At 63.6% G+C, this 26,926-nt stretch carries 27 protein-coding genes; 13 read left to right on the plus strand and 14 right to left on the minus strand.

Annotation, left to right across the window (positions count from 1 at the left end; genetic code table 11):
* Positions 1–321 precede the first annotated feature (321 nt).
* The 3 genes from E4T66_RS03480 to E4T66_RS03490 are packed head-to-tail and all read left to right on the plus strand — an operon-like array spanning position 322 to position 1,342.
* Positions 322–681, plus strand: a complete 360-nt coding sequence (locus E4T66_RS03480; protein ID WP_169577457.1) for an ElaB/YgaM/YqjD family protein — start codon at positions 322–324, stop codon at positions 679–681.
* Between the two features lie 56 nt (positions 682–737).
* A complete protein-coding gene (locus tag E4T66_RS03485; RefSeq protein ID WP_136847529.1) occupies positions 738–1,130 on the plus strand; it encodes a phage holin family protein in 393 nt (130 codons plus the stop codon).
* Positions 1,127–1,342, plus strand: a complete 216-nt coding sequence (locus tag E4T66_RS03490) for a hypothetical protein (protein WP_136847530.1) — start codon at positions 1,127–1,129, stop codon at positions 1,340–1,342. Before E4T66_RS03485 ends, E4T66_RS03490 begins: the two co-directional genes overlap by 4 nt.
* A gap of 12 nt (positions 1,343–1,354) precedes the next feature.
* Here E4T66_RS03490 and E4T66_RS03495 read toward each other — a convergent pair whose 3' ends face one another.
* Both E4T66_RS03495 and E4T66_RS03500 read right to left on the minus strand, forming a co-directional pair.
* Positions 1,355–1,894 (minus strand): ferritin-like domain-containing protein, encoded by a 540-nt coding sequence (locus E4T66_RS03495; RefSeq protein WP_136847531.1) that lies wholly within the window; start codon positions 1,892–1,894, stop codon positions 1,355–1,357.
* Positions 1,895–2,096: 202 nt separating this feature from the next.
* On the minus strand, positions 2,097–2,414 hold the full coding sequence (locus tag E4T66_RS03500; protein ID WP_136847532.1) for a BON domain-containing protein: 318 nt from the start codon (positions 2,412–2,414) through the stop codon (positions 2,097–2,099).
* 417 nt (positions 2,415–2,831) lie between these two features.
* On the opposite strand from E4T66_RS03500, the gene E4T66_RS03505 reads away from it, so the two are divergent.
* From E4T66_RS03505 to E4T66_RS03515, 4 genes are all read left to right on the plus strand, one after another.
* Complete coding sequence (locus E4T66_RS03505; RefSeq protein ID WP_136847533.1) at positions 2,832–3,632, plus strand: FHA domain-containing protein; 801 nt, start codon at positions 2,832–2,834, stop codon at positions 3,630–3,632.
* Between the two features lie 160 nt (positions 3,633–3,792).
* A complete protein-coding gene (rpoZ, locus tag E4T66_RS03510; protein WP_136847534.1) occupies positions 3,793–4,056 on the plus strand; it encodes a DNA-directed RNA polymerase subunit omega in 264 nt (87 codons plus the stop codon).
* A gap of 159 nt (positions 4,057–4,215) precedes the next feature.
* Positions 4,216–4,392: a hypothetical protein gene (locus E4T66_RS21270; protein ID WP_169577458.1), complete on the plus strand. Its 177-nt coding sequence runs from the start codon at positions 4,216–4,218 to the stop codon at positions 4,390–4,392.
* Positions 4,393–4,602: 210 nt separating this feature from the next.
* Entirely contained in the window at positions 4,603–4,992 is a 390-nt protein-coding gene (locus E4T66_RS03515) for a hypothetical protein (RefSeq protein ID WP_136847535.1), read from the plus strand.
* A gap of 30 nt (positions 4,993–5,022) precedes the next feature.
* Here the strand turns inward: E4T66_RS03515 and serS are convergent, their stop codons facing one another.
* From serS to E4T66_RS03535, 4 genes are all read right to left on the minus strand, one after another.
* Entirely contained in the window at positions 5,023–6,297 is a 1,275-nt protein-coding gene (gene serS, locus E4T66_RS03520; RefSeq protein ID WP_136847536.1) for a serine--tRNA ligase, read from the minus strand.
* A gap of 67 nt (positions 6,298–6,364) precedes the next feature.
* A complete protein-coding gene (locus tag E4T66_RS03525; RefSeq protein WP_248679411.1) occupies positions 6,365–7,600 on the minus strand; it encodes an MFS transporter in 1,236 nt (411 codons plus the stop codon).
* A 25-nt stretch (positions 7,601–7,625) separates the two neighbouring features.
* Positions 7,626–8,090, minus strand: coding sequence for a ribosomal protein S18-alanine N-acetyltransferase (rimI, locus tag E4T66_RS03530; RefSeq protein ID WP_136847538.1), 465 nt, complete (start codon positions 8,088–8,090; stop codon positions 7,626–7,628).
* Positions 8,087–8,935 (minus strand): uracil-DNA glycosylase, encoded by an 849-nt coding sequence (locus E4T66_RS03535; protein ID WP_136847539.1) that lies wholly within the window; start codon positions 8,933–8,935, stop codon positions 8,087–8,089. Before E4T66_RS03535 ends, rimI begins: the two co-directional genes overlap by 4 nt.
* Positions 8,936–9,137: 202 nt before the next feature.
* Between E4T66_RS03535 and E4T66_RS03540 the strand changes: the two genes are divergently transcribed.
* On the plus strand, positions 9,138–11,330 hold the full coding sequence (locus tag E4T66_RS03540) for an Ig-like domain-containing protein (RefSeq protein WP_136847540.1): 2,193 nt from the start codon (positions 9,138–9,140) through the stop codon (positions 11,328–11,330).
* A gap of 93 nt (positions 11,331–11,423) precedes the next feature.
* Here E4T66_RS03540 and leuA read toward each other — a convergent pair whose 3' ends face one another.
* The 4 genes from leuA to ilvN all read right to left on the minus strand — a co-directional run bounded on the left by leuA (position 11,424) and on the right by ilvN (position 15,856).
* Positions 11,424–13,121, minus strand: coding sequence for a 2-isopropylmalate synthase (gene leuA, locus E4T66_RS03545; RefSeq protein WP_136848043.1), 1,698 nt, complete (start codon positions 13,119–13,121; stop codon positions 11,424–11,426).
* Positions 13,122–13,403: 282 nt separating this feature from the next.
* Positions 13,404–14,168, minus strand: coding sequence for a CDP-diacylglycerol--serine O-phosphatidyltransferase (gene pssA / locus E4T66_RS03550; protein ID WP_136847541.1), 765 nt, complete (start codon positions 14,166–14,168; stop codon positions 13,404–13,406).
* A gap of 99 nt (positions 14,169–14,267) precedes the next feature.
* On the minus strand, positions 14,268–15,284 hold the full coding sequence (gene ilvC / locus E4T66_RS03555) for a ketol-acid reductoisomerase (protein ID WP_136848044.1): 1,017 nt from the start codon (positions 15,282–15,284) through the stop codon (positions 14,268–14,270).
* A 71-nt stretch (positions 15,285–15,355) separates the two neighbouring features.
* Positions 15,356–15,856, minus strand: coding sequence for an acetolactate synthase small subunit (ilvN, locus tag E4T66_RS03560; protein ID WP_136847542.1), 501 nt, complete (start codon positions 15,854–15,856; stop codon positions 15,356–15,358).
* A gap of 82 nt (positions 15,857–15,938) precedes the next feature.
* Between ilvN and ilvB the strand changes: the two genes are divergently transcribed.
* Positions 15,939–17,783, plus strand: a complete 1,845-nt coding sequence (ilvB, locus tag E4T66_RS03565) for a biosynthetic-type acetolactate synthase large subunit (protein ID WP_136847543.1) — start codon at positions 15,939–15,941, stop codon at positions 17,781–17,783.
* Here ilvB and E4T66_RS03570 read toward each other — a convergent pair.
* On the minus strand, positions 17,780–18,379 hold the full coding sequence (locus tag E4T66_RS03570; RefSeq protein ID WP_211242746.1) for an LON peptidase substrate-binding domain-containing protein: 600 nt from the start codon (positions 18,377–18,379) through the stop codon (positions 17,780–17,782). The two genes, ilvB and E4T66_RS03570, sit on opposite strands and share 4 nt — an antisense overlap.
* Positions 18,380–18,568: 189 nt before the next feature.
* Here E4T66_RS03570 and E4T66_RS03575 point away from each other — a divergent pair, with 189 nt between their 5' ends.
* Positions 18,569–19,024: a PAS domain-containing protein gene (locus E4T66_RS03575; protein ID WP_136847545.1), complete on the plus strand. Its 456-nt coding sequence runs from the start codon at positions 18,569–18,571 to the stop codon at positions 19,022–19,024.
* A gap of 52 nt (positions 19,025–19,076) precedes the next feature.
* On the opposite strand, the gene modC is transcribed toward E4T66_RS03575, so the two are convergent.
* From modC to modA, 3 genes are read right to left on the minus strand one after another with little or no spacing between them, the layout of a single operon-like run.
* Positions 19,077–20,171: a molybdenum ABC transporter ATP-binding protein gene (modC, locus tag E4T66_RS03580; RefSeq protein WP_136847546.1), complete on the minus strand. Its 1,095-nt coding sequence runs from the start codon at positions 20,169–20,171 to the stop codon at positions 19,077–19,079.
* A complete protein-coding gene (gene modB / locus E4T66_RS03585) occupies positions 20,168–20,857 on the minus strand; it encodes a molybdate ABC transporter permease subunit (protein ID WP_248679413.1) in 690 nt (229 codons plus the stop codon). The genes modC and modB overlap by 4 nt, the downstream gene beginning before the upstream one ends.
* A gap of 4 nt (positions 20,858–20,861) precedes the next feature.
* Positions 20,862–21,635: a molybdate ABC transporter substrate-binding protein gene (gene modA / locus E4T66_RS03590; protein WP_136848045.1), complete on the minus strand. Its 774-nt coding sequence runs from the start codon at positions 21,633–21,635 to the stop codon at positions 20,862–20,864.
* 540 nt (positions 21,636–22,175) lie between these two features.
* Between modA and E4T66_RS03595 the strand changes: the two genes are divergently transcribed.
* Genes E4T66_RS03595 through E4T66_RS03605 form a run of 3 tightly spaced genes read left to right on the plus strand, consistent with a single transcriptional unit; the run spans position 22,176 to position 26,922 of the window.
* Positions 22,176–24,233: a TonB-dependent receptor plug domain-containing protein gene (locus E4T66_RS03595; protein ID WP_169577459.1), complete on the plus strand. Its 2,058-nt coding sequence runs from the start codon at positions 22,176–22,178 to the stop codon at positions 24,231–24,233.
* Positions 24,230–25,555: an ABC transporter substrate-binding protein gene (locus tag E4T66_RS03600; RefSeq protein ID WP_136847549.1), complete on the plus strand. Its 1,326-nt coding sequence runs from the start codon at positions 24,230–24,232 to the stop codon at positions 25,553–25,555. Before E4T66_RS03595 ends, E4T66_RS03600 begins: the two co-directional genes overlap by 4 nt.
* The gene (locus tag E4T66_RS03605; RefSeq protein WP_136847550.1) at positions 25,552–26,922 is read left to right on the plus strand and encodes a di-heme oxidoreductase family protein; all 1,371 of its coding nucleotides are present in this window, start codon (positions 25,552–25,554) and stop codon (positions 26,920–26,922) included. The genes E4T66_RS03600 and E4T66_RS03605 overlap by 4 nt, the downstream gene beginning before the upstream one ends.
* The last annotated feature ends 4 nt before the right edge of the window (positions 26,923–26,926 follow it).

Consider the following 26,926-nt stretch of genomic DNA (forward strand, 5'->3'; position numbering starts at 1 on the left):
GCGTTCGAGAACTTGGCGGACAGCCTCCTCCTTGAACTCTGGTGTAAATCTCTGGGTACTCATGCACTTCCTCCTATGCTCAAATCATAGGCCGGCGATGCCTACTGCCGCAGGGGAAGTCCAAACTTTATGGACACACCGTCCGTGGAAACGGGATCGAACCCGCATGTGTGTAAGCGCCTATGTTCGCTGGCGCGCAGACACGCGCGACGCAGGCTTGCAAGCTGCTCTACCGCTCTACCGCTCTACCGCTCTACCGCGGCCAGCTTCCGTACGCAGAAGCCACGCCAGTTTTCGCCGCACTCACAACAGGAGTTCGCTATGCAAACCAAGAACGGCCTCACCGACGGCCAGTTGATCTCGTCATCCACCATCGTCGTGCCTCCCGCAAGCGGTATCACCAAGGAATTTCACAGCTTCGTCGCCGACGTCGAAGATCTGGTCAAAGCCACGACCTCAATGAGTGGAGAAGACCTTGAGCATGCACGCGCCAAGCTTGTGCAGCGCGTCGCGGACGCCAAGGCGAATCTCGAAAAGGTCGGCGCGACGATCAGCGATCGCGCGCAGCGCTCGGCAACTGCCACCAATGGTTATGTGCATCAGCAGCCCTGGCAGGCGATCGGCATCGGCGCCTCAGTTGGCATGCTGATCGGCTTCCTGATCGCACGCCGCAGCTCGTAAACTTCGAGCCACGATCGGAGCGTACACAGCGAACTGTGCACGCTCCGCTTCCGCAAATGGATCCTTCCACGCTGCAGGCATTGGACCTGATGCGCCGACTGCAACCGGCCGCTGGCGCGGTGTACGCACACCTGGCGCTGCACGAGCAGCTCATGCAGATCGAGTGGGCGCAGGAAAAACGGCGCCTGCTGAAGATGCTGTGGCTGACGCTGATCGGTTTCGCATGTCTGCTGTGCATGCTTATATTTGGCGGAGCGCTAGCAATGACGCTGAGCTGGAATACCTCGTATCGAATCCCGACCTTGCTTGCATTGATCGCCGTCCATGTCCTTGGGTTCAGTATGGCCTGGCGTCGACTGCGGATGCAGTCAGTGCTCGGAGAACGGAGCTTTGCCGCGAGCCGCGAGGCGCTGGCCGCCGACCTCGCCGTGATCAGGAGCTGCCTGTGAGTGCCGATGCTGACTCTGCACTGCAGACGCAATCGCACGACCTGCAGCAGCGACTGTTCGTGCAGCGCAGGCTGATCGCCGCGCAACTGCGGCCGGGCTCGAACGGAAATGGTGGATTTCCGCGCAGCGTGACAATGCGCCTGCTGCTCCGCCATCCGCGTGTCGCAACACGTCTGTTCGGCGAACTACTGAAGCTGCTGCGCGGGCGCTAAGGCGCTACCGATTCAGCGCGGCAAGCCTTCCAGAAAATCGGCGAGTTCGTCGGCGTGCTTCTCTTCGACTGCGAGAATGCCTCTGAGCATTTGGTTGGTGGTGGGATCACGGTCGCCGAGGTACTGGATCAGCTCGCGATAGCTGTCGATGGCGATGCGCTCGGCCACCAGATCCTCCTTGACCATGTCGGCGAGCGATTCGCCGGCGACATATTCGGCGTGGCTACGAGCGCTGAGTCCGTCCGGATTGAACTCGGGCTCGCCTCGTAATTGCACGATGCGCGCCGCGAGCTGATCAGCGTGGCCCTGCTCTTCGTTGGAATGAACCAGAAACTCGTCAACGATGCTCTTCGCGTGCACGCCGCGTGCCATGAAGTGATGCCTCCGATAGCGCAGCACGCACACCAGCTCGGTGGCGAGTGCGTCGTTGAGCAGCTTGAGCAAGATCGCGCGATCGACGGTGTAGGTGGCGGTGACGGCGCCTTCGTCGACATGTTTGCGGGCCTGAGCGCGCAGGGTCTTGACGTCGGTCATAGCGGTTGTATGGGTCATAACAATCTCCGGGCGGCTTAGCCGTCAGATGCGGTGCGGCGAAATGCGCGCAAGGTGATCTACCACCACTGCTATGCGACCGCCGCAGGCGCTGCGCTGATGCGCCCCGGCTGTTGCCGTCTATGATCAGCGGCTTTTTTAAGCACTGATCAAACCCCGTTGAGTCATCCCTGCTTTCGCGGGACTGACGTGTTCAGATGCCTCAGTTCGGCTTGTGGATCAGGTCGTTTTTGACGTGCTGGACGCCGCCGACCGAGCTGGCGACCTGCACTGCCTTGTCGATCTGCCACTGCGAATCGACGAAGCCGGAGAGCTGCACGGTACCGTTGAAGGTCTCGACCTTGATGTCCATTGAGTTGATGTCCTTCTCGCCGAGCAGTGCCGACTTGACCTTGGTCGTGATGACCGAGTCGTCGATGACTTCGCCACTGGAGCGTTCGTATCCTTCATGCGCGCAGGCAGTGACCAGTACGGGGCTGCTCGCAATGACGAGCGCGGCCAGCAACAATTTTGTGTTCATGTTCGTTTCTCGCTGAGAGGTGCAATCGACATTGCGTCCCGCAGTTTGCGATCAGGGCCGCTCGAGGTCTGTTCGCTGCCGTACTGATCCATATCGAGGCCGCCGATTTCCGGCCTGCTGCATGCGATCACACTTGAGGTCGCAGCCTCACGACGCGAAGAAAATCTCCCGATCTGGCAGACACATCGCGGAAGGTCCGAACTTTCCCCGCCACGGAGCGCAGAGCCCATTTCGCCCATAGTTGGAAGCAATGGCGGTGAAGAATGAGCAAAGTGGACGGCAGCTCCCAGAGTAACGAAAGCGGCAAGAACGGTGATTCGGCATCGAAATCTGTGGGAGCGCTCCAGCGGCCCATTTTTAATGTGAATATAGTCAGCATCAGCCGGGACTTCGGCCACAGCGTCAGGGAGCGCCTTCATGTGGGTGATTAGCGTACGCAATCGCGCGGGAACATTTCAGCATCAACGGAATATCTACCGAGACAGCGTGCGCATCGGGCGTACCGCGGATAACGAATTGCAGCTGCCGAATGACCGCGTGTCCCGTCATCACGGCCGCATCGATGTCAGCGACAATCGCCTTGTCTACCGCGACCTCGGCAGCACCAATGGCAGCTTCATCCAGCGCAAGAAGGTCGATGCACCGGTGCCTTTGCAGATCGGTTCGGTCATCGAGATTGCGGATTATCTGCTCACGGTGGAACCCGACCCGGAATACGGCGGCCCGACCCACATCACCGTAGCGCCGGATCACGAGCCGATCACCACGCCGATTGAACCGCATGACCGCAATCTGACCTGGCCCTCGCCGGTCGAGCTGCTGACGACCATCGAGTCCGGCGTTCTGCATACCCAGCACGCGCACCAGCTGATCGAGGAAGAGCGCACTCGCAAGGTCGATCACGAATGGTCCCAGCTGCTTGTCGCCGTGACCAAACTGCGCGAACACCTGAAGGCGGACTCACGAATTGCCGCGCTCGACATTTCCAATGATCATCGGGAAGTGTCTGCGAAAGTCCGTGACATGCGTAAAAACGGGGGGTTTGCGTACCTGATTCTGAGCCGCGGGCATCCGGATGCCGCGAAACTCGACATGAACGAAGCATTCTGGTTGCGCGAAATCGGCGCAGAAGACCTTCGTTTCAGCTCGGCACGCGAAGCGCTGGATGCGTTTGTTCGAAGCATTGGCCAGCATATTGCTTATAGCGGCAAGACCTAGAATCACGCCGTGGTAGAAGCCATTCACTCAATTGCCCGCACTTTTCCGTGACGCGACGCGGGCCCTGCGCCGCAAATCGGGTCCCGGCGCAAATCCCCGATAAAGCAGGGACCTGTATACTGGGTCACCGTGCTCTTGCGGTGATCCCCCGGAATGACCCATGGCACGAGTAACAGCTGAAGACTGTTTGGTGCGTATTCCCAATCATTTTGACCTCTGTCTGGTGGCCTCCAAGCGCGCACGCCAGTTGGCTCGCGGCGCCGAAGCCCACCTGCCCTGGGGCACGCACAAGTCGACGGTACTCGCCCTGAAGGAAATGGCCGAGGGCTTCGTCGACCGGACGGTACTTGAAGAGATTGATCTGCCAGCGGTTCAGGTCTCCCGCGTCGAGCTGGAGCTGCCGGATCTGGCCTCTGATATCTAGCCGCGCGACTGCGGCATAGACAACAACGTCGCCTGGCGCGCTGCGCCCCACGGCTGATTCAGCACCACACAGACCTCCGGACGCGCCGCATGGCAGGCACACCAAGCCACGCCAGAGTCGGCAACGCACACCCCGGTCCATTTACCAGCGGAAGAAAACATGGCCAGACCCAATTACGGCTTCGATAAACGCCAGCGGGAAATCAAGAAGAATCAGAAGCAGGAAGAAAAGCGCCTGAAGAAGCTGGCTGCGCGTGAGGGACAGCCCGAAGACGGCGTCACCGAGGCAGCACCTGCTTCGACTGCTGAAGTCATCAAGGAGACTGGCGGTGAGTAAGGGCATGGATCGCAAGAAGGAAACCAAGAAGAAGCCTGCGCAGAATCTTGCGGAAAAGCGCGCAGCCAAGGCCGAGAAGCAGAAGAAACGCTGAGCTTGAGGCCGCGCAGGCGCTGCCGCATGAAGCACCGCGCAGCCCGGCTGACTGGTGTTGCGACCGACCTGCGTCGGCGCCGATTCATTTGATTAGATAGGCTCAGGAGCAAAGCAATGGCCAATCATCCTCGCGCGATCGACCCTCGGGTCCGCGAATCGCGACAACGCGCCTACCTGTCAGTCCCGACGCTGGCGCGACAAATGCCGAGTATCTCGGAAATCGCCGTTGAGCTGCGTTTCATGTACGAGACCGGCCAACCGTTCATGTCACCGTACCGCCAAATCTTTGTGCCGGACATGCAGGCCTACTTCGAATTCCAGTGCCCGGATCGCGACTGCTCCGGTGCTGGATTCGACATGACCCCTGCCATCAGTGCCGCGGTACGCGCCGGCAAGGAAGAAATTTCCGGCACGTTGAAATGCCGTGGCAGCAAGAGCCGCACGCCGTGCAGCATCACGCTGGACTACAAGGTCGAAACCCGACTGCGCGAAAGCGGAAACTGAGGTCGTCAGGCGGCGCCCACCTTCGTGGCGCTAGCCGCCGATGGTCGTCAGACCACCCATATACGGTTGCAGCACTGACGGCACGTCGATGCTGCCATCTGGCCGCTGATAGTTTTCCAGCACCGCGACCAGGGTGCGCCCCACCGCAAGACCGGACCCGTTGAGGGTGTGCAGCAGCTCCGGCTTTTTGGTTTCAGGATGACGGTAGCGGCCGAGCATGCGACGCGCCTGATAGGCCTCGCAGTTCGAGCAGGATGAAATCTCGCGATAGCGATCCTGGCTCGGCAGCCATACTTCCAGATCGTAGGTCTTGGCCGCGCCAGCGCCCATGTCGCCGGCGCACAGGCTGACGACGCGATACGGCAATTCGAGCTTCTTCAGAATGGCCTCGGCGTGCGAGACCAGCAGCTCCAGCGTCTCGTATGAATTTTCCGGCAGGCACGCATGGACCAGCTCGACCTTGTCGAACTGGTGCTGGCGGATCATGCCGCGGGTGTCCCGACCGGCGGCTCCAGCTTCGGCGCGGAAGCACGGAGTGTGCGCAACCCAGCGCTTCGGCAATTGTTCGAAATCCAGAATCTCGTCACGCAGGAAATTGGTCACCGGCACTTCGGCGGTCGGAATCAGACGCCAGTCATGCTCAGTCTTCAACGAGAACAGATCGTCGCCGAATTTCGGCAGCTGCCCGGTACCGAACAGGCTGTTGGCATTGACGATGTACGGAACGTACACCTCTTCGTAGCCATGCTCGCTGGTGTGTACATCCAGCATGAACTGCGCAAGCGCGCGATGCATCCGCGCGAGCTGTCCGCGCAGAACGGTAAAGCGCGCACCGGTGAGTTTGGCCGCCAGCGCGAAATCCATCAGACCCATGGCTTCGCCGAGATCGGCGTGATCCTTGGCGCCTTCTGCGCTGCGCGGTGAGCCCCAGCGCCGAACTTCGACATTGTCATTCTCATCGCGACCGTCCGGCACCGACGCATGCGGCAGATTCGGCAGGCCCTGCACCAGCGCGTTGAGTGCGTTCTGAACCGAATCCAGCTCACCTTTAACCTGCTCCTGCTCGACGCCGAGCTGATCGACCTCGGCCTTCAGTGGCGCAATATCCTCACCCTTGGCCTTGGCCATGCCAATGGCCTTGGAGCGGCTGTTGCGCTCAGCCTGAAGCTGTTCGCTGCGCATCTGCAGCGTCTTGCGGCGGGATTCCAGCTCCTGGAACGCTGCAACGTCGAACACAAATCCACGACGCGCCAGCTGGGCGGCAACGGTTTCAGGGTCGGTACGCAGGGTCTTGATGTCGAGCACGGCAGCGTCAGTTCAACAAATGGGTGGGTATTGTAGTCGCAGGCGCGGACTCGGCGACCGCCGGATTTCAGCCACGCAGCGGATCGCGCACGCGCAACAACAGCAGGGCGCCCACCACAAAGAACACCAGCAGCGACAGAATCGCCAGACGCGGATTCCCCGTCAGCTGTGCAGTGACGCCGACCAGCGCTGGTCCCAGCACTGCAGCAAACTTGCCCATCATGTTGTAGAAGCCAAAGAATTCTCCGGCCTGTGCCGCGGGAATCAGCCGTGCGAAATAAGAGCGCGAGAGCGACTGGATACCCCCTTGGACGCATCCGATCGCGGCGGCCATCAGATAGAACTGCATCACCGTCTGCAGGAAGTACGCCCAGACTGTGACGCCGGCGTAGACCGCGAGCGCGATGAAGATCGCACGCCGCGTACCCAGTCGTTCACCGAGCCAGCCGAACGCGATCGCCGCCGGAAAGCCGATGAACTGCACCATCAGCAGCGCGACGATCAAATTGTCCGAGGCGAAACCCAGCTTCATCCCGAAATCGATCGCCATCACGATGATGGTGTCGACACCGTCGATGTACAGCCAGTACGCCAGCAAGAACATCCACACCGGGCGCAGACTGCGGATGTGACGCAGCGTCTGCCACAATTCGGCCCAACCGGTGGCTCCGTCGCGCGGCGGCGCTTCGCTGACATTGCGAAACAGTGGCAGCGCAAAAAGCGCCCACCACAGGGCGACCATCAGAAACGACACCCGCGTCGCCAATGCCGCATCCGGCAGACCGAACAGCGCGGGCTTCAGCGCCATCGCGACATTGACGGCAAACAGCAAGCCGCCACCGAGATAGCCCAGTCCGTAGCCCAGCGCCGACACCCGATCCATCTGCTTCGGCGCGGCCACGCTGACCAGCAGCGAGTCGTAAAACGACAACCCACCGAAGAATCCGATGCGCCCCAGCACCGAGAGCGCCAGCGCCCAGGGCCACTGGCCCTGCCCGACCAGATACAGCGCCGCCGTGGTGATCACACCGATGGCGGTAAAGCCGGCCAGAAAGTGCTTCTTGGTCCCGCGGCGATCGGCAATCGCACCCAGCCATGGCGCCAGAAGCATCACCGTCAGGCTCGCTATGGTCGACGTCAGCCCCTGATACAGGGTCTGCGTCTGCGGAGCGACACCGGCCGCCCAGTACTGATTGAAGAAGATCGGAAAGAACCCGGCCAGAACCGTGGTGGCAAAGGCGGAATTACCCCAGTCGTACAGCGCCCACGACCATTGCGCGCGACGCTCAGGACTCATCTGCATCGACTGCGGCCGTTCACTGCAGGTTTCACAGATCCAGACCGAGGACCAGTGCGTCTTCGCGTCCGCCGATCGCCGGGTAGTAACCGCGGCGCTGACCCAGCGGCTTGTATCCGAGTTGTTCGTACAAACGGCGAGCGGCGCCGTTGGACACCCGCACTTCCAGCAGCATCAGATTCACGCCCCCGGCACGCGCGGTCATCTCCAGGTGCTGCAGCAGAAACCGTGCAAGCCCCTCGCGACGGTGTTCCGGAGCGACGCAGATATTCAGGATATGCGCTTCACCAACCGCCATGCTCATCAAGGCGTACGCCAGCACTTCGCCGACGGTATTGGTGACCACCCAGGCGTTGTACCCGACGTTGAGGCAGTCACGGAAGATCAGATCGGTCCACGGAAAGTCGTAGGACGCAGCCTCGATTTCCAGTACCTGCGGCAGATACATCGGCGTCATCGGATGCAGGCGCCACATCGTCTGCGGTTGTGCGCTCATGGCGCCCCCTGCTGCAGCAGCCGGTGGATCTGCTTCAGATCGTCCCAACTCTTGGCTTTTTCCCGCGGACTCCGCAGCAGGTAAGCCGGGTGATAGGTAATCAGCAGCGGGGTCTGCGTCGGACCATAGTGATGCAGCGGACCGCGCAGACGCGACAGCGGCGCATCGGTATTCAGCAGACGCTGCGCCGCAATCCGGCCCAGCGCGACGATCAAGCGCGGCTTGACCAGCTCGATCTGACGGTCCAGATACGGGCGGCAGGCTTCAACTTCGTCGGCCTGGGGATCACGGTTGCCTGGCGGACGGCACTTGACGACGTTGGCAATGAACACCGACTGAGAGGGCTCTGCCGCAGCACGCCGCCGACCGATGGCGGCCAGCATTTCGTCCAGCAGCTTGCCAGCGCGGCCCACGAACGGCTCGCCCTGCGCGTCCTCGTCGGCTCCAGGGCCCTCGCCGACGACCATCAGCGGTGCGCTTTCCAGGCCCACCCCGAACACGGTCTGAGTGCGGGTCATGCACAGCTTGCAGTGCGAGCAGTCACGTACCGCCGCGCGCAAGCCGCTCCAATCCTGCGGCACCACCAACGGTGACGCTGCCACTGCCGGGATGATGGCGGCGGGTTCAGCCGGTGGCGGCATCGAAACCTGCGGAGCGCGCGACGGCAGTGGCTCTGCGCGCGCGCGCTCGGCACCCGGGCCCCGCATTGCGGGCGGCACCGGCGTCGGAGCAGCTGCGGACTGAACGACAGGTTCCGGGGTTGCGGTGACGCCCCCAGCGCCGCGCTGCCGCCATGACTGGATGCCCAGGGCAGTGAGGTAGCGCTCGCGACGGGACGGATCCATGCGCGAATTGTAGGCAATTCATCCCACTGCCCGATACCGGAGCCATCAGCTCCAATGGCTGGCAACCGCCGGTAACGCCGCGACGCCCTTATGTCGCCAAGACGTCCCCGCCCCACGGCAAGCGGCATTAGATGGCCTTCAGTCGCAACCAATTTCACAACGCCTGCACTGCAGGTTTTGACATGTCCTGGAGGGGATATCCATGTTGACTCACCCAATTCGCACCCTGCTTGCTGCGCTGGCCGTCGCCGGCCTGACAGCCTGTGGATCGTCGTCGCCCGGCAATACGACACCTACGGTCAACACTGCACCGGTCGCGCGGAGCGATTCGCCGACGCTGACCGCCGGAAGCGCGTATTCGCTACTGAGCGTCCTGGGTAACGACACCGATGCTGACGGCGATCCGCTGACGATCGTCAACGCCGTCATCACCGGCTCGGTTCCGGCCGGCTACACCGGCATTGTCACTATCTCGAGTAACGGGCAGTCGCTGCGCTACACGCCACCAGCGGACTTCGTGGGACTGCAGTCGATCAACTACACCATCAGCGACGGCAACGGCGGACTCGCGTCAGCGCTGGCGCTGGTGACCGTCACGGCACTGCCGCTGCCCTCGGCCGCAGTGCCCGATCTGATCTCGGTCCCGTCGGAAAGCAGCAACAACATACTGACGGTGCTGGCCAACGATATCGACGGCGCCGGCGGCGGCTTGACGCTGACAAGCGCGTCCATCATCGCGTCGGTCCCCAGCGGCAGTACGGGCACCGTTGCGATCTCGGGCAGTACCTTGAGTTACACGCCACCGAGTGGTTTTGTTGGCGCGGAAACCATCGAATACACCATCCGCGATGCGAACAGCGCGCTTTCAACCACCACCGCTGTGGTCAGCGTGCTGCCGATCTCGACGCCGCCGATTGCAACGCCGGACGTCTTTGAACTGTTGCCGGATTCAGTGGCCACGCTGCTGGATGTTGTCGCCAACGACATCGACCTGAGCGGCACCGGCCTCAGCATCACCAACGTGACGCCGCTGACGACAGTTCCGGATGCCGGCACTTCAGGCACGTTCCTGCTGCAGGACGGCAAGATCGCCTATACACCGCCGCCTGGGTTCATCGGCGTCGAAACGGCGACCTATACGTTGACCTCCGGCAGCGGGCAGACCGCCACTGGCGCCATTGCGATGCTGGTCGCCCCGGCGCAGCTGCAGCAGCCCCTGGCGCTGGCCGATACGCAGCTGGTGGCAGCCAACTCGGTCGGCAACCTGATCTCAGCGCTGCTGAACGACATTGATCCCGCCGGCGGCGGCCTCACCGTCACCTCCGTCAGCCGCACTGCCGCAGTGCCTGCAACCAGCGGAGACTCGGTCAGTACTGACGGCACGCAGGTTCTGTATACGCCGGAGCCGGGATACAGCGGCGTGGTCACCTTGGTCTACACCGTCACCGACATCAATGGCGTGACATCCAGCGCTCCGATTCTGGTCTCGGTCAGCTCGCTGCCGCTGCCGCCGATCACCGTGGCCGATATCGCCAACGTGGCCCAGGACAGTGGTGCGACTTCGATCGACGTACTCGCGAATGATCTCGACGCCAGCGGCACCGGCCTGACGATCACCGCGGTAGCCTCGCTGACGCAGCTGCCCCCGGGCACGCCGTCGACGATCGGGACGGACGGCGCAACGGTCAGCTATCAGCCGCCTGCGGGCTACGCCGGCATCGAAACCCTGAGCTACGACGTCACCGACGGCAATGGTGCGACTTCGACCGGAGTCATCTCGGTGGTGGTCGGCCCCAATGTTCTGCAACCGCCGCCGCTGGCCCTGCCGGATCTGCTGTCAGTGAATCAGGACTCGGCAGCGAATCTGCTGAATGTTCTGGCAAATGACGTCAGTGGCTCGGGCTCACCGCTGAGCATCACTGCAGTCAGCGTCAGCAATTCACTGCCGGCCGGGACGCATGTTGCGGTGATCAACGGCACGCAGATCGAGTTCACCCCGGAAGCAGGCTTCTCGGGCATCGTGACCTTGAGCTACACCATCTCGGACGGCAGCCAGACCGCTGACGGCACTGTTGCCGTGACGGTTTCTCCCGCCGTGTTCACCCTGCCGCCGGTTGCCCTGGTCGACACGGCGATCGTCTCGGCTCTGGGTGGTGCCACCTCGATTGATGTGCTGGCCAACGACATCGACGGCGCGGGTGGCGGCCTGACCGTCACCTCGGCAACGATCTCGCTGTCGCTGCCTGCCGGTGGCGGCAGTGTGGCCGTGGTCGGCAATCAGGTGCAGTTCACTCCGACATTGCTCTACGTTGGCACTGTGAACGTGACCTATACGATCCAGGACTCGGTCGGCGCCACGGCCACTGGAGCGCTGGTGATTACCGTCATCCCCTAGCGCAACAAGCTAGTTCTCAGGCAAACAAAAGCGGGGGCCATCGGCCCCCGCTTCTTTTTTGGGTCAGTGTGCTGCGCCTCGGCGCAGCAGATCTCAGGCGACGCGTCTCTGATCGGAGGTTCCGCTCTGTTCCGCCAGAGCGCGATTGACGCCGGACAGAATCGCCTTCATCGATGCCGTAACGATATTGGCATCGCTCCCGGCACCAAACAGCGTGCGACCTTCGCCCACACTCAACTCGATGTAGGTCACTGCCTGTGCGTCCGCGCCGCTGCCAATCGAGTGCTCGTGATAATCGTGGACCTTGACCGGCATACCGATCACGTCTGACAGCGCATGCGTGAATGCATCGATCGGCCCGTTGCCACGACCGGAGAGACGCTGCGCACGACCATCGACACTGATCTCGGTGCTCATCTCCACTTCATCCTTCGTGGAGTCCTCGACCAGATGATGCGCCACGTAACCGTAGGGCTTCTGCGCCTCCAGATAATGTTCGCGGAAAATCGAGTAGATGTCGCGCGCACTCAGCTCCTTGCCAGTAGCATCGGTCACACCCTGTACCACGCGGCTGAACTCGATCTGCAACCGACGCGGCAGCACCAGACCAAACTCATGCTCGAGCAGGTAGGTGATACCGCCCTTGCCCGACTGCGAGTTGACCCGGATGACGGCCTCGTACGAGCGCCCCAGATCCAGAGGGTCGATCGGCAGATACGGCACGTCCCAGATGTCGTTTGGCCCGCGCGCATTGAATGCCTTCTTGATCGCATCCTGGTGTGATCCCGAGAACGAAGTGAACACCAGGTCGCCCACATAGGGATGGCGCGGATGCACCGGCAGCTGGTTGCAGTACTCGAAGGTGCGCCGCACTTCGTCGATATCCGAGAAATCCAGCCCCGGATGCACACCCTGGGTGTACATGTTCAAGGCCATGTTGACGACATCGACATTGCCGGTGCGCTCACCATTGCCGAACAGGCAGCCCTCAATACGATCAGCACCCGCCATCAGGGCGAATTCGCCGGCAGCAGTTCCGGTCCCGCGATCATTATGGGGATGGATCGAGATCAGGATCGAATCACGCCGCGCCAGATTGCGGTGCATCCATTCGACCATGTCCGCAAAGATGTTCGGAGTCGAATGCTCGACCGTCGCCGGCAGATTGATGATGCACTTGTGTTCCGGGGTCGGCTCCCAGACTGCGGTCACCGCATCGACGATGCGCTTGGCAAATGGCAGTTCTGAGCCTGAAAACATTTCCGGCGAGTATTCGAACGTCCACCGGGTCTCCGGCGCCTCGGCTGCAATGTCCTTGACCATCTGCGCATGCGTCACTGCCAGCTGCAGCACTTCGTCTTCGTTCATGTTGAAGACGACACGGCGCATCACCGGCGCGGTCGCGTTGTAGATATGCACGATCGCGCTCCTGACACCCTTCAACGCCTCAAAGGTGCGTTTGATCAGATGTTCGCGCGACTGCGACAGCACCTGGACCGTGACATCGTCCGGAATCAGATTGTTGTCGATCAGGTGGCGGATGAAATCATATTCAGTCTGCGACGCGCTGGGGAAACCGACTTCGATCTCCTTGAAGCCAATCGCGACCAGCTGCTGGAACAGACGGATCTTGCGCTCGAGATTCATCGGCTCGATCAGCGCCTGATTGCCGTCGCGGAGATCGACACTGCACCAGATCGGCGCCTGGGTGATCACCGCGTCCGGCCAAGTGCGATCGCTCAAGCGCACCGGCGCAAACGCACGGTATTTGGTCGATGGGTCTTTCAACATAGTCATGGTCGTTATCCTGGCCAGTCAGTCCGCGAGGCTCGGCAAAGCGAGACATCCTCGGCGGTTGCGAAGAAGGGAAATCGGTTCTTGTGCACGGTATGGGCCCCGTGCGGCCGTGCGCGTATGGTCTGCCTTACGGCAGAAGTAGCGCGAGAAGTCGGCGCGCGCACGGCCGGCAGCGGCAGGACGCCGCAGCAATCGAAGAAACTTGGCCGTATGCAGATCGCATGACTTGGGATGATAGACCATCCGGCGCGATGAAGCCAAGCGTCCCACGACCGTTCAGGCCGCGGCAGCTGACCGTTTGCGCCAACGCCACAAGGCAACTGCGGGACCGGACAGCGTGTATCCGAAGAAGCACAGGAACAACACCCGCGGCGGATCCACCAGCACCAGCGTCAACAGACCGATGAACAAAACCATATACAGAAACGGTCCGCGCCGCGACAGCTTGACCTGCTTGAAGCTGCTGTAGCGGATGTTGCTGACCATCAGCAGGGCGCACGCAACGGTGATCACGGCGCTGGGCACAATCAGGTTTGCGCCATCGAATCCCCAAGTGTGGGCCGCCCAGACGAAGAACGCCACGGTCGCCGCCGCCGATGGACTCGGCAGGCCGAAGAAGTCCTTGTCGCTGCCGGCAATCGCGGTCAGCACGTTGAACCGGGCCAGGCGCAATGCCGCACAGGCGGTGTAAAGGAACGCCAGCACCCAGCCGAGCTTGCCACCCAGCCAGCGATAGTCGGACAGGTAATGCAGGCTGTACGCATACATGACGATTCCGGCGGCAACGCCGAACGCGACCATGTCGCACAACGAGTCATATTCCTTGCCGAAATCGCTCTGCGTATTGGTCAGCCGGGCGATACGGCCATCAAGTCCGTCGGCAATCATCGCCGCCAGAATGCCGGCGGCCGCGGCGTCGAAATTGCCCTGCATCGCCTGCACGATGGCGTAGAACCCGCCAAACAAGGTCCCGGTGGTGAACAGATTGGGCAGCAGATAGATGCCTTTGCGGCGCTGCTTGACGGGTGTACTTGAATCCATCGGTGGCTTCTCGGCTTTTGCGGCTAGCTTACTGTCCGGACTGGAAAAACATAAGGGCGCCCGCAGGCGCCCTTATCTGATCCTCGGCGAATCGCCTGATCAGTTCTTGGCCTTGTCGACCAGCTTGTTCTTGCCGATCCAGGGCATCATCGCACGCAGCTTGGCACCGGTCTGCTCGATCGGGTGCTCGGCGTTGAGGCGGCGCATCGCGGTCATTTCCGGATAGCCGGTCTTGCCTTCCAGCACGAAGGCCTTGGCGTACTTGCCGGTCTGGATGTCCTCCAGGCACTGCTTCATCGCCCAACGCGACTCGTCGTTGATGACCTTCGGCCCGGTCACGTACTCGCCGTACTCGGCGTTGTTCGAGATCGAGTAGTTCATCGTCGCGATGCCGCCCTCGTACATCAGGTCGACGATCAGCTTGAGCTCGTGCAGGCACTCGAAGTACGCCATTTCCGGCGCGTAGCCCGCTTCGACCAGCGTCTCGAAACCCGCCTTGACCAGCTCGACGGCGCCGCCGCAGAGCACGGCCTGCTCACCGAACAGGTCGGTTTCGCACTCGTCCTTGAACGTGGTCTCGATGATGCCCGAGCGACCGCCGCCGATCGCCGAGGCGTAGGACAGCGCCAGCTGCTTGGCCGAACCGCTCGCGTCCTGGTAGACCGCGATGAGGTCGGGAATGCCGCCACCCTTGGTGTACTCGTTGCGGACCGTGTGGCCCGGGGCCTTCGGCGCAACCATGATCACGTCGAGATCGGCACGCGGCACAACCTGGTTGAAATGGATCGCGAAGCCGTGCGCGAACGCCAGCGCCGCACCCTTCTTGATGTTCGGCTCGATCTCGTTCTTGTACAGCTCGGACTGGAACTCGTCCGGCGTCAGGATCATCACCAGGTCAGCCCAGGCGCAGGCGTCGGCCACGTTCATGACCTTGAGACCGCCGGCCTCGACCTTGGCGGCGGTAGCCGAACCCGGACGCAGCGCTACAACGACATCGACACCGCTGTCCTTGAGGTTCAGCGCGTGGGCATGGCCCTGCGAGCCGTAGCCGACGATCGCGACCTTCTTGGACTGAATGATGGAAAGGTCGGCGTCTTTGTCATAGTAGACGTTGATGGACATATCTTCGCTCCGCGAAATTGCTGTCAAACGAGGCATTGAATGCCCCGCACAAAAAATTCTGGGGATCAGGCTGGCACTTCAATAACGTTGTGCCCGCGCTCCATTGCGGCAACGCCTGAACGGACAAGCTCCAGCACCTTGGTCAACCTGGAAAGCTCTTCGACAAAGGCATCAATCTCAGGGCCCGCGCCGGCCAGCTGAATCATGCGCGTGCTTTCGGTTTCGTCGAGGACGAACGCGCGGTGCGCGCGCACGCATTCGACCACACTACGCGCAGTGCTGGCGTCGACCGCAATCTTCACCATCAGCAGCTCGCATTCGATATGGTCCGTGCTCGACAGATCCATGATCTCGACCACGTCCACCAGCTTGCGGCTCTGCTTGATGATCTGGTCGATCACCGCATCCGAACCACTGGTGACCAAAGTCAGGCGCGATACCGAAGGGTCGTGCGTCGGTGCAACCGACAGCGAGTCGATGTTGTAGCCGCGAGACGAAAACGCCCCCGCAACCCGGGCCAGAGCTCCGGCCTCGTTCTGCAGCAAAATAGAGATGATGTGGCGCATAGGGCGCGCAACATAGCTTTGCTGCACTGCGAAATCAAGCTAACATCACCTGCTTTTTTGGCCTCTAGGATCACAGCCCGCAATGAATGACGCATCCCGCCCCGCTGCTCACCCCCTGGCTGGCAAATCCCTGTCCGGTGCTGAGATCGTCGTCCAGGTACTGGCCGATGAAGGCGTCGATGTCGTCTTCGGCTACTCCGGCGGCGCGATCCTGCCGACCTACGACGCGGTGTTTCGCCACAATCAGGCGCATGCCGTTGGCGGCGTTGACCCGATTCCATTGATCGTTCCGGCCAACGAGCAGGCCGCGGGATTCATGGCCGCCGGCTATTCGCGCGCCTCCGGCAAGGTCGGCGTTTGCCTGGTGACGTCCGGTCCCGGCGCAACCAACACCGTGACCCCGGTGCGCGACTGCATGGCCGATTCCATCCCGATGGTGGTCATTTGCGGCCAGGTTCCCACCGCCGCAGTCGGCACGGACGCCTTCCAGGAAGCCCCTGTCAGCTCGATCATGGGCTCGGCCGCCAAACACGTCTTTCTGGTCACCGAACCCAAAAAGCTGGAAGCCACCGTCCGTACGGCCTTCGAAATCGCACGCAGCGGCCGCCCCGGCCCGGTCGTGATCGACATTCCCAAGGATGTGCAGAACTGGACCGGCCCGTTTCTGGGCGAAGGTACGCTGCCGATTCCGGGCTACCGCGCGCGCCTCAAAAGCGTGAAGGACAACCTGATCTCACCGGATGCCGCAGCGCGCTTCCATGAGATGTTGAGCCAGGCCAAGCGTCCGCTGATCTATGCCGGCGGCGGCGTGATTCATGGCGAGGCGTCCGCCGCATTGCGCAAGTTCTCGCAGGCCTACGGCATCCCGGTCACAACGACCCTGATGGGCATTGGCTGCGTCGACACCACCGACCCGCTGTGCCTGCAGATGCTGGGCATGCACGGCACCGCATTCGCCAATTACGCAGTCGACGACTGCGACTTCCTCATTGCGGTTGGCGCGCGCTTCGACGATCGCGTGGCCGGCGTGCCGGGCAGTTTCGCGCGCGGCGCCAAATGGATCGCGCATCTGGACGTCGACGCGTCGGAGATCAACAAGGTCAAACGCGTGCATTGGCACCACGTTGGCGAACTCAATCCCGCCCTCGCGGCACTGCAGAGCCACGCCGAGGCACAGGGCTTCAAGCCCGACTACAGCGAATGGCACGCGCATATTGCCGAGCTGAAGAAGACCTACGCGATGAACTACGAGCGTGGCGGCGAGTACATCCAGCCGCACGCCGTGATTGAAGCAATCAACAAGATCACCGGCGGCGAAGCCATTGTTGCCACCGGCGTCGGCCAGCATCAGATGTGGGCCGCGCAGTATTTCGACTTCAAACAGCCGCGCACCTGGCTGACCTCGGGTTCGATGGGCACGATGGGCTTCGGCCTGCCGGCGGCGATCGGCGCGCAGTTCGCCAAGCCGGATCGCATCGTCATCGACATCGACGGCGACGCGTCAATCCGGATGAATCTCGGCGAGCTGGAAACCGTCACCACCTACAACCTCCCGGTCAAGGTCGTGGTGCTGAACAATTACGGCGACGGCATGGTCAAGCAGTGGCAGCGTCTGTTCTTCGAATCGCGCTTCTCCGGCTCGGACAAATCGCTGCACCGCAAGGACTTCATCAAGGCCGCCGAAGCCGATGGCTACGAATTCGCAAAGCGCGTCAGCAAGAAGGAAGAGCTCGACGCGGTGATTCGCGAGTTCGTCGAATTCAAGGGCCCGGCGTTCCTGGAAGTGATCATCGACCCGGTCGCTTCGGTCTACCCGATGGTCGGCCCAGGGATGTCCTACGAGCAGATGATCACCGGCGACTGGATCCCGTCGCGCAACGCCGCAACGCGCGAAAAAATCGATCCGAAATCGACGCAGATGTTCTAGCCCGCACGGCCGCTGCCGGCACCCAGCGCCGCCAGCGCACCCGCGACCACCGACAACTGCTGCAGCGGATCAGCGCATTCCAGAATGCGCTGACGCGCTGCGACCGGCATCGGCAGCCGTTCCGCCAGACGCCGCGCGACCCAGGCTGAGTCGTTATAGCGCAGCGGCGGCACCAGCTCCCCCTCGCCCATCTGCTCGACCGCCTGGCGCAGCAGCTGAACCAGGGGCGCATATTCAGACGGCACTGGCATCGGCGCCGGTCCCGCCAGCCACTCGACCTCGGCGAGAATCAGGCCGTCCGCCTGCGTCTCACGGCGTTGAATCCGGAATGCCGACTCGCCGATTGCCAGCAGCGCAAACATGTCGGCTTCCAGCACCGTGGAATCAACGATGCGCGCACTGCAGCCAACCGCATGCGGCACCGCTGGTGCGCCGACTTCCTGCCCGTCCAGGATCAGGCTGACGCCAAACACCGCATCCTCCGCCAGACAGCGTCGCGTCATCGCCACGTAGCGCGGCTCGAAAATTCTCAGCGGCAGGCGTCCCCCGGGGTACAGCACCGTTCCCAGCGGAAAAATTGGAATCTGCAGACGCACGACAAAGGCCCATCCAGGATTAACTTTGCTCAGCCTAGCGCGTTGCCACCTCAGATTCCCGTCCGAAGCCTCCAATATCGGCATTGATCCAGATCAATGCGAACGCACCCGGCAACCCTCAGATTCCGCGCCTTGACTCGACAGCTGTCATAAGACTCGGTTGATGCGCGGGGGCGCAACCCATTCTTCGTGAACAATAGACATCTACCGATTTTCGTCGTCGGCGACCGCATCGTTGCCGCGAATGCGACGCTGGAAAACGAGCGTCAAACACCACCCGAAATCAGCTTGTCCGGGTTGCAGTCGCTGATCCACGACATGGACGGCGGCGCGCTGATCGTCGATGCCAGCGGCCAGATCACCTGTGCCAATCCCGCCGCGCGCACGATGTTCGGCATCCCGCGCCTTGAAGGCCGCATGGTCGAAGAACTGATGCCGACGGCCTTGCGCGACGCCCACCGCGTCTATCGCTCGGTGTATGCATCGATGCCGAACAAACGCCCCATGAGCCGCTATTCGCATCTGTGGGCTCAGCATGCCGACGGCACCGAGTTCTGCGTGCAGATCGAACTGACCCCGTTTTCCACCGCAGCCGGCACCTGGATCGCCGCGCTGATCCGCCACGCACCGCCGGAAGCCGACTGATCACTCCGATACGTAGCTCCGCACCCTGATGCGGTACTGACGGGACACGCGATCAGGCCGCCGCGTTGCCGGCCGCCAGCGGAAAGCTGACGGACTTCACCAAGGCGTGCACCGACAGGCCCGAACGCAGTTGCAGACGCTCTGCCGACAGGCGGGTGACGCGGGCGAGCAGACTCAGACCGTTGCAGTCCAGGGCCACCATCGCCGTGCTGTCGTCGGCGCGACCGATCGAGGTGATCGTGCCGGTGAGCACGTTCAGCGCGCTGATCTCCTGCGGTGCCTGCAATGCCAGCGTGACGTCCTGGGCACGCACCCAGACATTGACCTGGGAACCAACGGCGTGGTCCAGCTGCGGCACCCACAGGTCCCCGGCAGCACAGTGCAGCCGGGTCAGCCGGTAGTGCGCATCGTGGCCCAGCACCTCTGCCGCGACCACGGCGCCGGCGTCGGGCCGGCGCGCGAACATCGGCAGGTCGGTGCGCGTCAGCACCGCGGCGGTCGGACCGGTCGCCAGCAGGCGGCCATTGCCGATGCAGACCAGATGCCCGGCAAGGCGTACGACCTCATCCAGTGCATGGCTGACGTAGACGATCGGAATCTTCAGTTCGTCACGCAGGCGTTCAACGTACGGCAGGATCTCAGCCTTGCGCGCCGCATCGATCTGGCTCAGCGGTTCGTCCATCAACAGCAGCTGCGGCGCGCACAACAATGCGCGCCCGATCGCGACGCGCTGGCGTTCGCCACCAGACAGGCTGCCCGGATGCCGCGTCAGCAGCGGCTCGATGTCCAGCATCTCCACAAGCCGTGCATCGTCAGCCGCCGCGCGCCGGTCCGCTGCAAACCAGCGACCATAGCCAAGGTTCTGGCGCACTGTCAGATGGGGGAATAGCCGCGGTTCCTGGAACACGTAGCCGATGCGGCGCCGATGGGTCGGCACGAAGACCCCCACCGCGGTGTCGACCAGGACCGTCCCGCCGACCGTGATGCGCGCCTGCTGCGGTCGCAGCAGGCCGGCAATCGCCCGCACCAGCGTGGTCTTGCCCGAGCCGGACTGGCCGAACAGCGCGGTCAGACCCTGTGGACTGTCGAACGCGACCTGCAGTTCAAAGTCGCCCTGACGGTGCCGGATGTCGACGTGCAGGCTCATGCGCCGGAGGCCCGCTTGCGCCCGCGCCGCGCCAGCCACTCGGACGCCATCAGGGCGAGCATCGATACCGCAACGGCCACCGCGGTCAGTCGCAGCGCCTGCGCATCGGCGCCGGGCATCTGCGTATAGGTGTAGATCGCGCTCGCCAGCGTCTGCGTCTCGCCGGGAATATTGGACACGAAGGTGATGGTGGCGCCGAACTCGCCCATCGCGCGCGCGAACGCCAGGATCATGCCGGAAACAATGCCCGGCCCGATCAGCGGCAAGGTCACGGTGGCGAACACCCACAGCGGGCGCGCGCCCAGCGTCGATGCCGCCTCCTCCAGGCGCGGATCAACCGCTTCCAGCGACAGCCGGATCGCGCGCACCATCAACGGAAAGCCCATCACCGCGGCCGCCAGCGCGGCGCCGGTCCAGCGAAACGCGAAGACGATGCCCAGATGCTCGGCCAGGAAGCGGCCGGCGAAGCCCTGCGTGCCGAAGCTGAGCAACAGCAGATAGCCCGTCACCACCGGGGGCAAGGTCAACGGCAGATGGATCAGGCCGTCGATGACGACGATGCCGGGGAAGCGCCAGCGCGCCAGCAGATAGGCCGCCAGCACCGCGAACGGCAGGCTGGCCAGCACCGCGACAGCGGCCACGCGCAGGGACAGCGACAGCGCCGTCCATTCGTCCGGACTCAGCAAGGTGTCAGGGCTCCGACAGCGCCGGCCGCGGCGCCTCCGTCGCGACGAAGCCCCAGCGCATGAAGATCTTCTGCGCTGCATCTGCCTCGAGGAACCGCAGCAGCGCGGCGGCCTGTGCGTTGTCCGATTTCGCGATCACGGCGGCAGGGTAAACGATCGGTTCATGACTGTCCTGCGGAAAGACGTCCAGCACCCGCACCTGCGGATCAGCCACCGCATCGGAAGCGTAGACGATGCCCAGCGGCATCTCGCCACGGGATACCAGCCTCAGCGCGGCGCGGACGTTTTCCGCCAGAACAGTGTGCGTCTGCACCGCATCCCAGACCGCCAGCGACTGCAGGGCCTGACGACCGTAGCTGCCCGCCGGCACCGCCGGATTGCACAGCACCAGACGTCCGCCGCCCAGTGCGCCCCTCAGATCGAAGCCCGGCGCAATACGCAGCTGCAGCGCGGAGACTGACGGGGCCACCAGTACCAGCTGGTTGCGCAGCAGATCGCGCCGGCTGTCCGGGCCGATCAGCCCGCGCTCGCCCACGTAGTCCATCCATTGCTGGTTGGCAGAAAAGAAGACATCCGCCGGCGCCCCCTGCTCGATCTGGCGTGCCAGCGTGCTGCTCGCGGCATAGGTATTCAGCGTCTGAATGCCGCTGTCGGCAGTCCACGCCGCAGTCGCCTCATCCAGCGCATCCTTCAGGCTCGCCGCGGCAAATACCCGCACCGGCGCAGGTTCCGCCGCAGCGAGCCCGCTGTACGACAGTACCGGCATCAGACCCAGCATCAGCGCGACGATCCGCAGCTGCTTGCACAGAACACCCTGCAGGCGCAGCCGCCCGCCTGGAGGCGAACAGACGCTTCGGGTTCGCATTGGATTGAACATTGCGTGCATCGGATCGCCTCTACTGCGTGGCCAACGTATCCACCGATAGTATGTCAACTACATAACGAGATTGCAGAACCGGATTTAGCAAGGACGATGCCACTGCCCGGCACGGCACTCCGGGCTGCGACAGCAGCATGGCGCCACCGGAGACGCCATAGCACGGCGCGTCAACGGCGGTGGATTTGTCGGTTTTGCGACACGGGATGTCGTCTTTTCACCAAGCTTGGACGTTGAACTCCACGGCATCTTCCCGGCGTATCGTCAGGATCGAATTTCAACAGCGGCGGGAACTTAGCGCCGACCCGAACCCGTCCCCGCATAAGGCAACGGCGATTCGGACCCGCTTGGCATCATGGTTGCTTTGACGTTTATTTATATAGTCGACTATATGATTAAATCGCAATGACCTCCCGCCGCCGCTCTACACAGGATCCCGCCATGCGCGCCGTACCGCCCTTCTCCCTGCATCGAACCATCACCCTGATCCTGGCGACGTTCGCGATCGGCACCCATGCCGCCGATGACCTGGCGATGGACCCACCCGAACTCCTGGCCAGTGCCGAAATTCCTGCGGCATTCACACTCGGCAGCATCGAAGTCGAGGCGAGTCGCCCGGAGCTCGACACCGACAGCCAGGTCGAACTCGGCATCGACCAGATCCGTGCCGAAGACCGCCAGACCGTCGGCGCCGCCATCAGTCTGGCGCCCGGCGTTTACATGGGCCGCGTCGGCGCGCGTAACGAGGAGGTCGCCCACATTCGCGGCTTCGACCTGCGCCAGGTGCCGCTGTTCATCGACGGCATTCCGGTCTACGTGCCTTATGACGGCTATGTCGACCTTGGCCGCTTCACCACCTCTGACCTTGCCCGCATCGACATCGCCCGCGGCTTCGGCTCGCTGATCTACGGCGCCAATACGCTGGGCGGCGCGATCAATCTGGTCAGTCGTCGGCCGACCGAAGCCTTCGAGCTGGACGCCGGTGCGCAGCAGGATTTCAGCGACGACGGCGATGCAATCCGCAGCAATGTCTACGCGAATCTCGGCAGTCGTCAGGGTGCGTGGTACGGCCAGCTCGGCGTCGCTTATCGCGATCGGGATCACGATGAGCTGCCGGACGACTACACGCCGACGATGGTTGAGGACGGCGGCGAACGCGACAACAGTGATTCGAATGACCGCCGGCTATCGATGAAGCTCGGCTGGACGCCGCGCGATGGTGGCGAGTACGTGATCGGCTACAACCGCCAGGACGGCGAGAAGGGCACACCGCCTTACGCCGGCACGGTCGACGGCGTGCGTGCGCGCTACTGGCGATGGCCGGCGTGGGACAAGCAGAGCGCCTACCTGATGACGCGTACGGCGCTCGGCGCGCATGAGCTGAAGCTGCGCCTTTACCACGACACCTTCAAGAACTCGCTGTTCTCGTACGACGACGCCACCTACACCACAATCACCAAGCCCTACGCATTCCGCAGCCGGTACGACGACTACACCAACGGCGCCGCCGTCGAGGGCGGCATCCAGGCGGCCGACAGCAATCGCCTGCGCCTGGCCGCAACCTGGAAGGACGACATCCATCGCGAACACAACGAAGGTGAGCCGGTGCGCCACTTCAAGGACCGCAGCTGGACCATCGCCGCGGAGGACACGCAGGCGCTGGCACCGCGCTGGTCGCTGGTCACCGGCCTGGCGCACGAGGCGCGGCAGAGCCTGCAGGCGCAGGACTACAACAGCGGGACCGACACCGTCAGCGACTTCGCCCGCGACGACAACACCGCGCTCAGCGGCCAGATCGGCGTGTTCTTTGCGGCCTCCAGCGCCACACAGCTGCGTGCGACCTATGCGCATCGCAACCGCTTCCCGACGATCAAGGATCGCTATTCCTACCGTCTCGGCACCGCGATCCCGAACGAGTCGCTCAGCACCGAGACCGCCGATCACTTCGAACTCGGATACGTAGCCCAGCTGCTCAATGCGCTGCACGCGGACATCGCGCTCTACACCAGCGGCATCAGCGATCTGATCCAGCAGGTCAGCATCGACGACAGCGCCTGCAACAGCCCGCCGTGCTCGCAGCAACAGAACGTCGGCAAGGTGCGCGCACAGGGCGTCGACATGGCACTGCACGGCGGCTGGCACAGCCTGCGCTATGTACTGAACTACAGCTATCTGGATCGCAGCAACCGTTCCGATCCCGGCGTCGAGCTGACCGACGCACCACATCATCAGGGCTTCGCTTCGCTAAGCTGGGATGCCACCCCGCTGTGGTCGCTCAGCGCCAATGCGGACGCCCTGTCCGGACGCTATTCCAGCAGCGATGGCCGCCAGCGCGCCGCCGGCTTCGCCGTGTTCGGGCTGTCGACGCGCTATCACCTGACCCCGGAAATCGCGCTGGGCCTGGGCGTGCACAATCTCGCCGATCGCCTGTACGAATACAGCGAGGGCTATCCCGAACCCGGCCGCAGCTACTTCGTCCGCGTCGAGGCTGCGCTGTGAGCGGGGTCCGGCCGATCTCGCCGCGCCGACGCCGTCTGCTCGCCGGACTCGGCGGCGCACTGACCTTGGCGCCGCTGGCCCGCTGCCTCGCGTCAAACGATGCACACGCCCAGACACCGGTCGTCGTCGTCACCGCCTACCCGGACGAAGTGATGTCGCGCATCGAGGCGGCATTTCACACCACGTACCCGCAGTACCGGCTGCAGTTCGTCTGGCGCATGCCCAACGACGCGCTGCCGTATCTGCTGCAGGATCACCAGGCCGGCGCCGATGTCTACTGGTCCGCCTCGCCACGCACCTACGCCGCACTGAAGCAGGCCGGCGCGCTGCGACAGCTGCCGCAAACGCTGCGCACGCTGCCGGGACGCATCGGCGGCGCACAGATCGCGGACGTCGAGGGCCACTTCGTGGCGACAGAAGTCGCCGGCTACGGCTTCGCCTACGACCTCGCACAACTCGACGCGCTGCACCTGCCGGTGCCGGCGGACTGGGACGCCCTGCGCGATCCGCGCTACGCCGGCCGCGTGGCGTTGCCGATTCCGGCCACGGTCGGCTTTGCCCCGGTGATGGTCGACATCGTGCTGCAGGCCTACGGCTGGGATGCCGGCTGGGCGCTGTGGAGCGAGATTGCCGGCAACGCCCAGCTGGTGGACCGCGGCGCAAGCTTTGTCACCGACAAAGTCGGTCGCGGCGACTGCGCGGTCGGCCTCAGCATCGACTTCTTCGTCGCCTCCGCGATCGCCAACGGCCAGCCGCTGCGCTTCGCCTACCCGCGCCACAATGGCATCAACCCCGGACAGGTCGCGATCACCACGGACGCCCCCAACCCCGAGGGCGCCGAAGCGTTCACCGCGTTCGTGCTGTCGGAAGCAGGCCAGCGTGTGCTGCTGCATCCGGACATTCGCAAGCTGCCAGCGCGCCCGGGCGTCTATGCCGACGCGCCGGCCGGCTATTACAACCCCTACGCGGCCGCCAGGGCCGGCGGTCTCGACTACAACGCTGCGCGCGGACAGCCGCGTCTGGCCCTGAGCGCGGCGCTGTTCCAGCAGATGTGGGTGGAACCGCACAAGGAACAGCGTGCCTTATGGCAGCGCGTGCATGCGGCCGAAGCTGCAGGGATTGCGGTCGGCGATGCGCGCGCGGCCCTGAGTGCCGTCCCCTTGTCCGAAACCCAGGCCGATGCGCTGGCCCCGATGTTCAAGCGACGCCTGGAGGGCAGCGTGGACACAGAACGCTCGACGCTGGAGCGGCGCTGGGCGCGCTTCGCGGCGCAACAACGCTCGATCGCCGCACGCATCCTCGACACACAAGGTGCCGCATGAAGACATTGCCTCTGCACATCGCCACCGCGGTGATTGCCGGCCTGATCGCGCTGACGGCGCCGGCGCACGCGCACGCGACAGTATCCGTGCAAACCGACGCCCCGACGATCGAACGTTCGGGACGCGATGCCTTCAGTCAGCCGTGGCCGGATCTGGACACCGACACGCTGCAGACCTTCCTGCGCGGACGCACGCTGTTCCATCAGAGCTGGATCATTGCGCCGGCGCAGGATCAGGCCCACGACGGCCTCGGCCCGCTGTACAACCGCCTGGCCTGCATCTCCTGCCATCCGAAGAACGGCCGCGGGCGCGCACCCGATACGCCGCTGGAACGCATGCAGTCGATGCTGGTGCGGCTGTCGGTACCCGGACCTGCCGGGCGCGCGCCGCAACCGCATCCGCGTTACGGCGACCAGCTCAACGAAGACGGCGTTCCCGGTGTCGCCGGCGAAGGTCTGGCCGGCATTGTCTGGCAGTACTCGCACATCCCCCTCGCCGACGGCAGCGTGGTCGAGCTGCGCGCGCCGCAGCTGCAGTTCCGCGACCTGGCCTACGGCCCGCTGGACGACGCGCTGACTTCGCCGCGCGTCGGCCCACCGGTATTCGGTCTGGGGCTGATCGACGCTGTCGCCGACGACAGCTTGCAGGCGCTGGCGGACGAGGCCAAGCCGGACGGCGTGCGCGGACGCGTCAATGTCCTCATAGGGGACGACGGCAGCCGCAGCTTCGGGCGCTTCGGCCTGAAGGCCAACACGCCCAGCCTGCGCGCACAGATCACCGGCGCGATGATCGGCGATCTGGGCATCACCTCCTCCCTGCATCCGCAAGAGAACTGCACTGCACAACAGGCGGCCTGCCGGCAGGCCGGCAGCGGCGGCAGCCCCGAGCTGACCGACGCACAGCTGGACCAGCTGGAAACCTATCTGGCGCTGGTTGCGGTACCGGCGCGACGCCATGTGGACGATCCCGGCGTGCGCCAGGGCGAGCAGCAGTTCGCCGCCATCGGCTGTGCGCTGTGCCACCGTCCGCAGCTGCAGACCGCGGCACAGACGCGCTATCCGCAACTGGCAAACCGCCGCTTCGCGCCGTACTCCGATCTGCTGCTGCACGACATGGGAGACGGCCTGGCCGACGGCCGACCGGATTACAGCGCCGGCGGTCGCGACTGGCGCACGCCGCCGCTGTGGGGCCTCGGCCGCTTCGCCGAGATCAACGAGCACACGCAGCTGCTGCACGACGGCCGCGCGCGCAGTTTCGAGGAGGCGATTCTGTGGCATGGCGGCGAGGCACAGACTGCGCGCGATCGCTACGCCGCACTGCCGCAGCCGCAACGACAAACCCTGCTGGAGTTTCTCGCGTCGCTGTAATTCG

Source organism: Sinimarinibacterium arenosum, assembly GCF_005047655.1.
GTDB lineage: Bacteria > Pseudomonadota > Gammaproteobacteria > Nevskiales > Nevskiaceae > Solimonas.

What these genes read in the sequence shown, in the direction of transcription:
- E4T66_RS03500 (WP_136847532.1), bottom strand. Translation starts at nt 2,414, where the DNA reads ATGAACACAAAATTGTTGCTGGCCGCGCTCGTCATTGCGAGCAGCCCC.
- E4T66_RS03540 (WP_136847540.1), top strand. Translation starts at nt 9,138, where the DNA reads ATGTTGACTCACCCAATTCGCACCCTGCTTGCTGCGCTGGCCGTCGCC.
- pssA (WP_136847541.1), bottom strand. Translation starts at nt 14,168, where the DNA reads ATGGATTCAAGTACACCCGTCAAGCAGCGCCGCAAAGGCATCTATCTG.
- rpoZ (WP_136847534.1), top strand. Translation starts at nt 3,793, where the DNA reads ATGGCACGAGTAACAGCTGAAGACTGTTTGGTGCGTATTCCCAATCAT.
- E4T66_RS03495 (WP_136847531.1), bottom strand. Translation starts at nt 1,894, where the DNA reads ATGACCCATACAACCGCTATGACCGACGTCAAGACCCTGCGCGCTCAG.
- E4T66_RS03515 (WP_136847535.1), top strand. Translation starts at nt 4,603, where the DNA reads ATGGCCAATCATCCTCGCGCGATCGACCCTCGGGTCCGCGAATCGCGA.
- ilvB (WP_136847543.1), top strand. Translation starts at nt 15,939, where the DNA reads ATGAATGACGCATCCCGCCCCGCTGCTCACCCCCTGGCTGGCAAATCC.
- E4T66_RS03535 (WP_136847539.1), bottom strand. Translation starts at nt 8,935, where the DNA reads ATGGATCCGTCCCGTCGCGAGCGCTACCTCACTGCCCTGGGCATCCAG.
- modC (WP_136847546.1), bottom strand. Translation starts at nt 20,171, where the DNA reads ATGAGCCTGCACGTCGACATCCGGCACCGTCAGGGCGACTTTGAACTG.
- E4T66_RS03505 (WP_136847533.1), top strand. Translation starts at nt 2,832, where the DNA reads ATGTGGGTGATTAGCGTACGCAATCGCGCGGGAACATTTCAGCATCAA.
- rimI (WP_136847538.1), bottom strand. Translation starts at nt 8,090, where the DNA reads ATGAGCGCACAACCGCAGACGATGTGGCGCCTGCATCCGATGACGCCG.
- modA (WP_136848045.1), bottom strand. Translation starts at nt 21,635, where the DNA reads ATGCTGGGTCTGATGCCGGTACTGTCGTACAGCGGGCTCGCTGCGGCG.
- E4T66_RS03605 (WP_136847550.1), top strand. Translation starts at nt 25,552, where the DNA reads ATGAAGACATTGCCTCTGCACATCGCCACCGCGGTGATTGCCGGCCTG.
- E4T66_RS03525 (WP_248679411.1), bottom strand. Translation starts at nt 7,600, where the DNA reads ATGCAGATGAGTCCTGAGCGTCGCGCGCAATGGTCGTGGGCGCTGTAC.
- E4T66_RS03595 (WP_169577459.1), top strand. Translation starts at nt 22,176, where the DNA reads ATGCGCGCCGTACCGCCCTTCTCCCTGCATCGAACCATCACCCTGATC.
- ilvN (WP_136847542.1), bottom strand. Translation starts at nt 15,856, where the DNA reads ATGCGCCACATCATCTCTATTTTGCTGCAGAACGAGGCCGGAGCTCTG.
- E4T66_RS03480 (WP_169577457.1), top strand. Translation starts at nt 322, where the DNA reads ATGCAAACCAAGAACGGCCTCACCGACGGCCAGTTGATCTCGTCATCC.
- E4T66_RS03485 (WP_136847529.1), top strand. Translation starts at nt 738, where the DNA reads ATGGATCCTTCCACGCTGCAGGCATTGGACCTGATGCGCCGACTGCAA.
- E4T66_RS21270 (WP_169577458.1), top strand. Translation starts at nt 4,216, where the DNA reads ATGGCCAGACCCAATTACGGCTTCGATAAACGCCAGCGGGAAATCAAG.
- leuA (WP_136848043.1), bottom strand. Translation starts at nt 13,121, where the DNA reads ATGTTGAAAGACCCATCGACCAAATACCGTGCGTTTGCGCCGGTGCGC.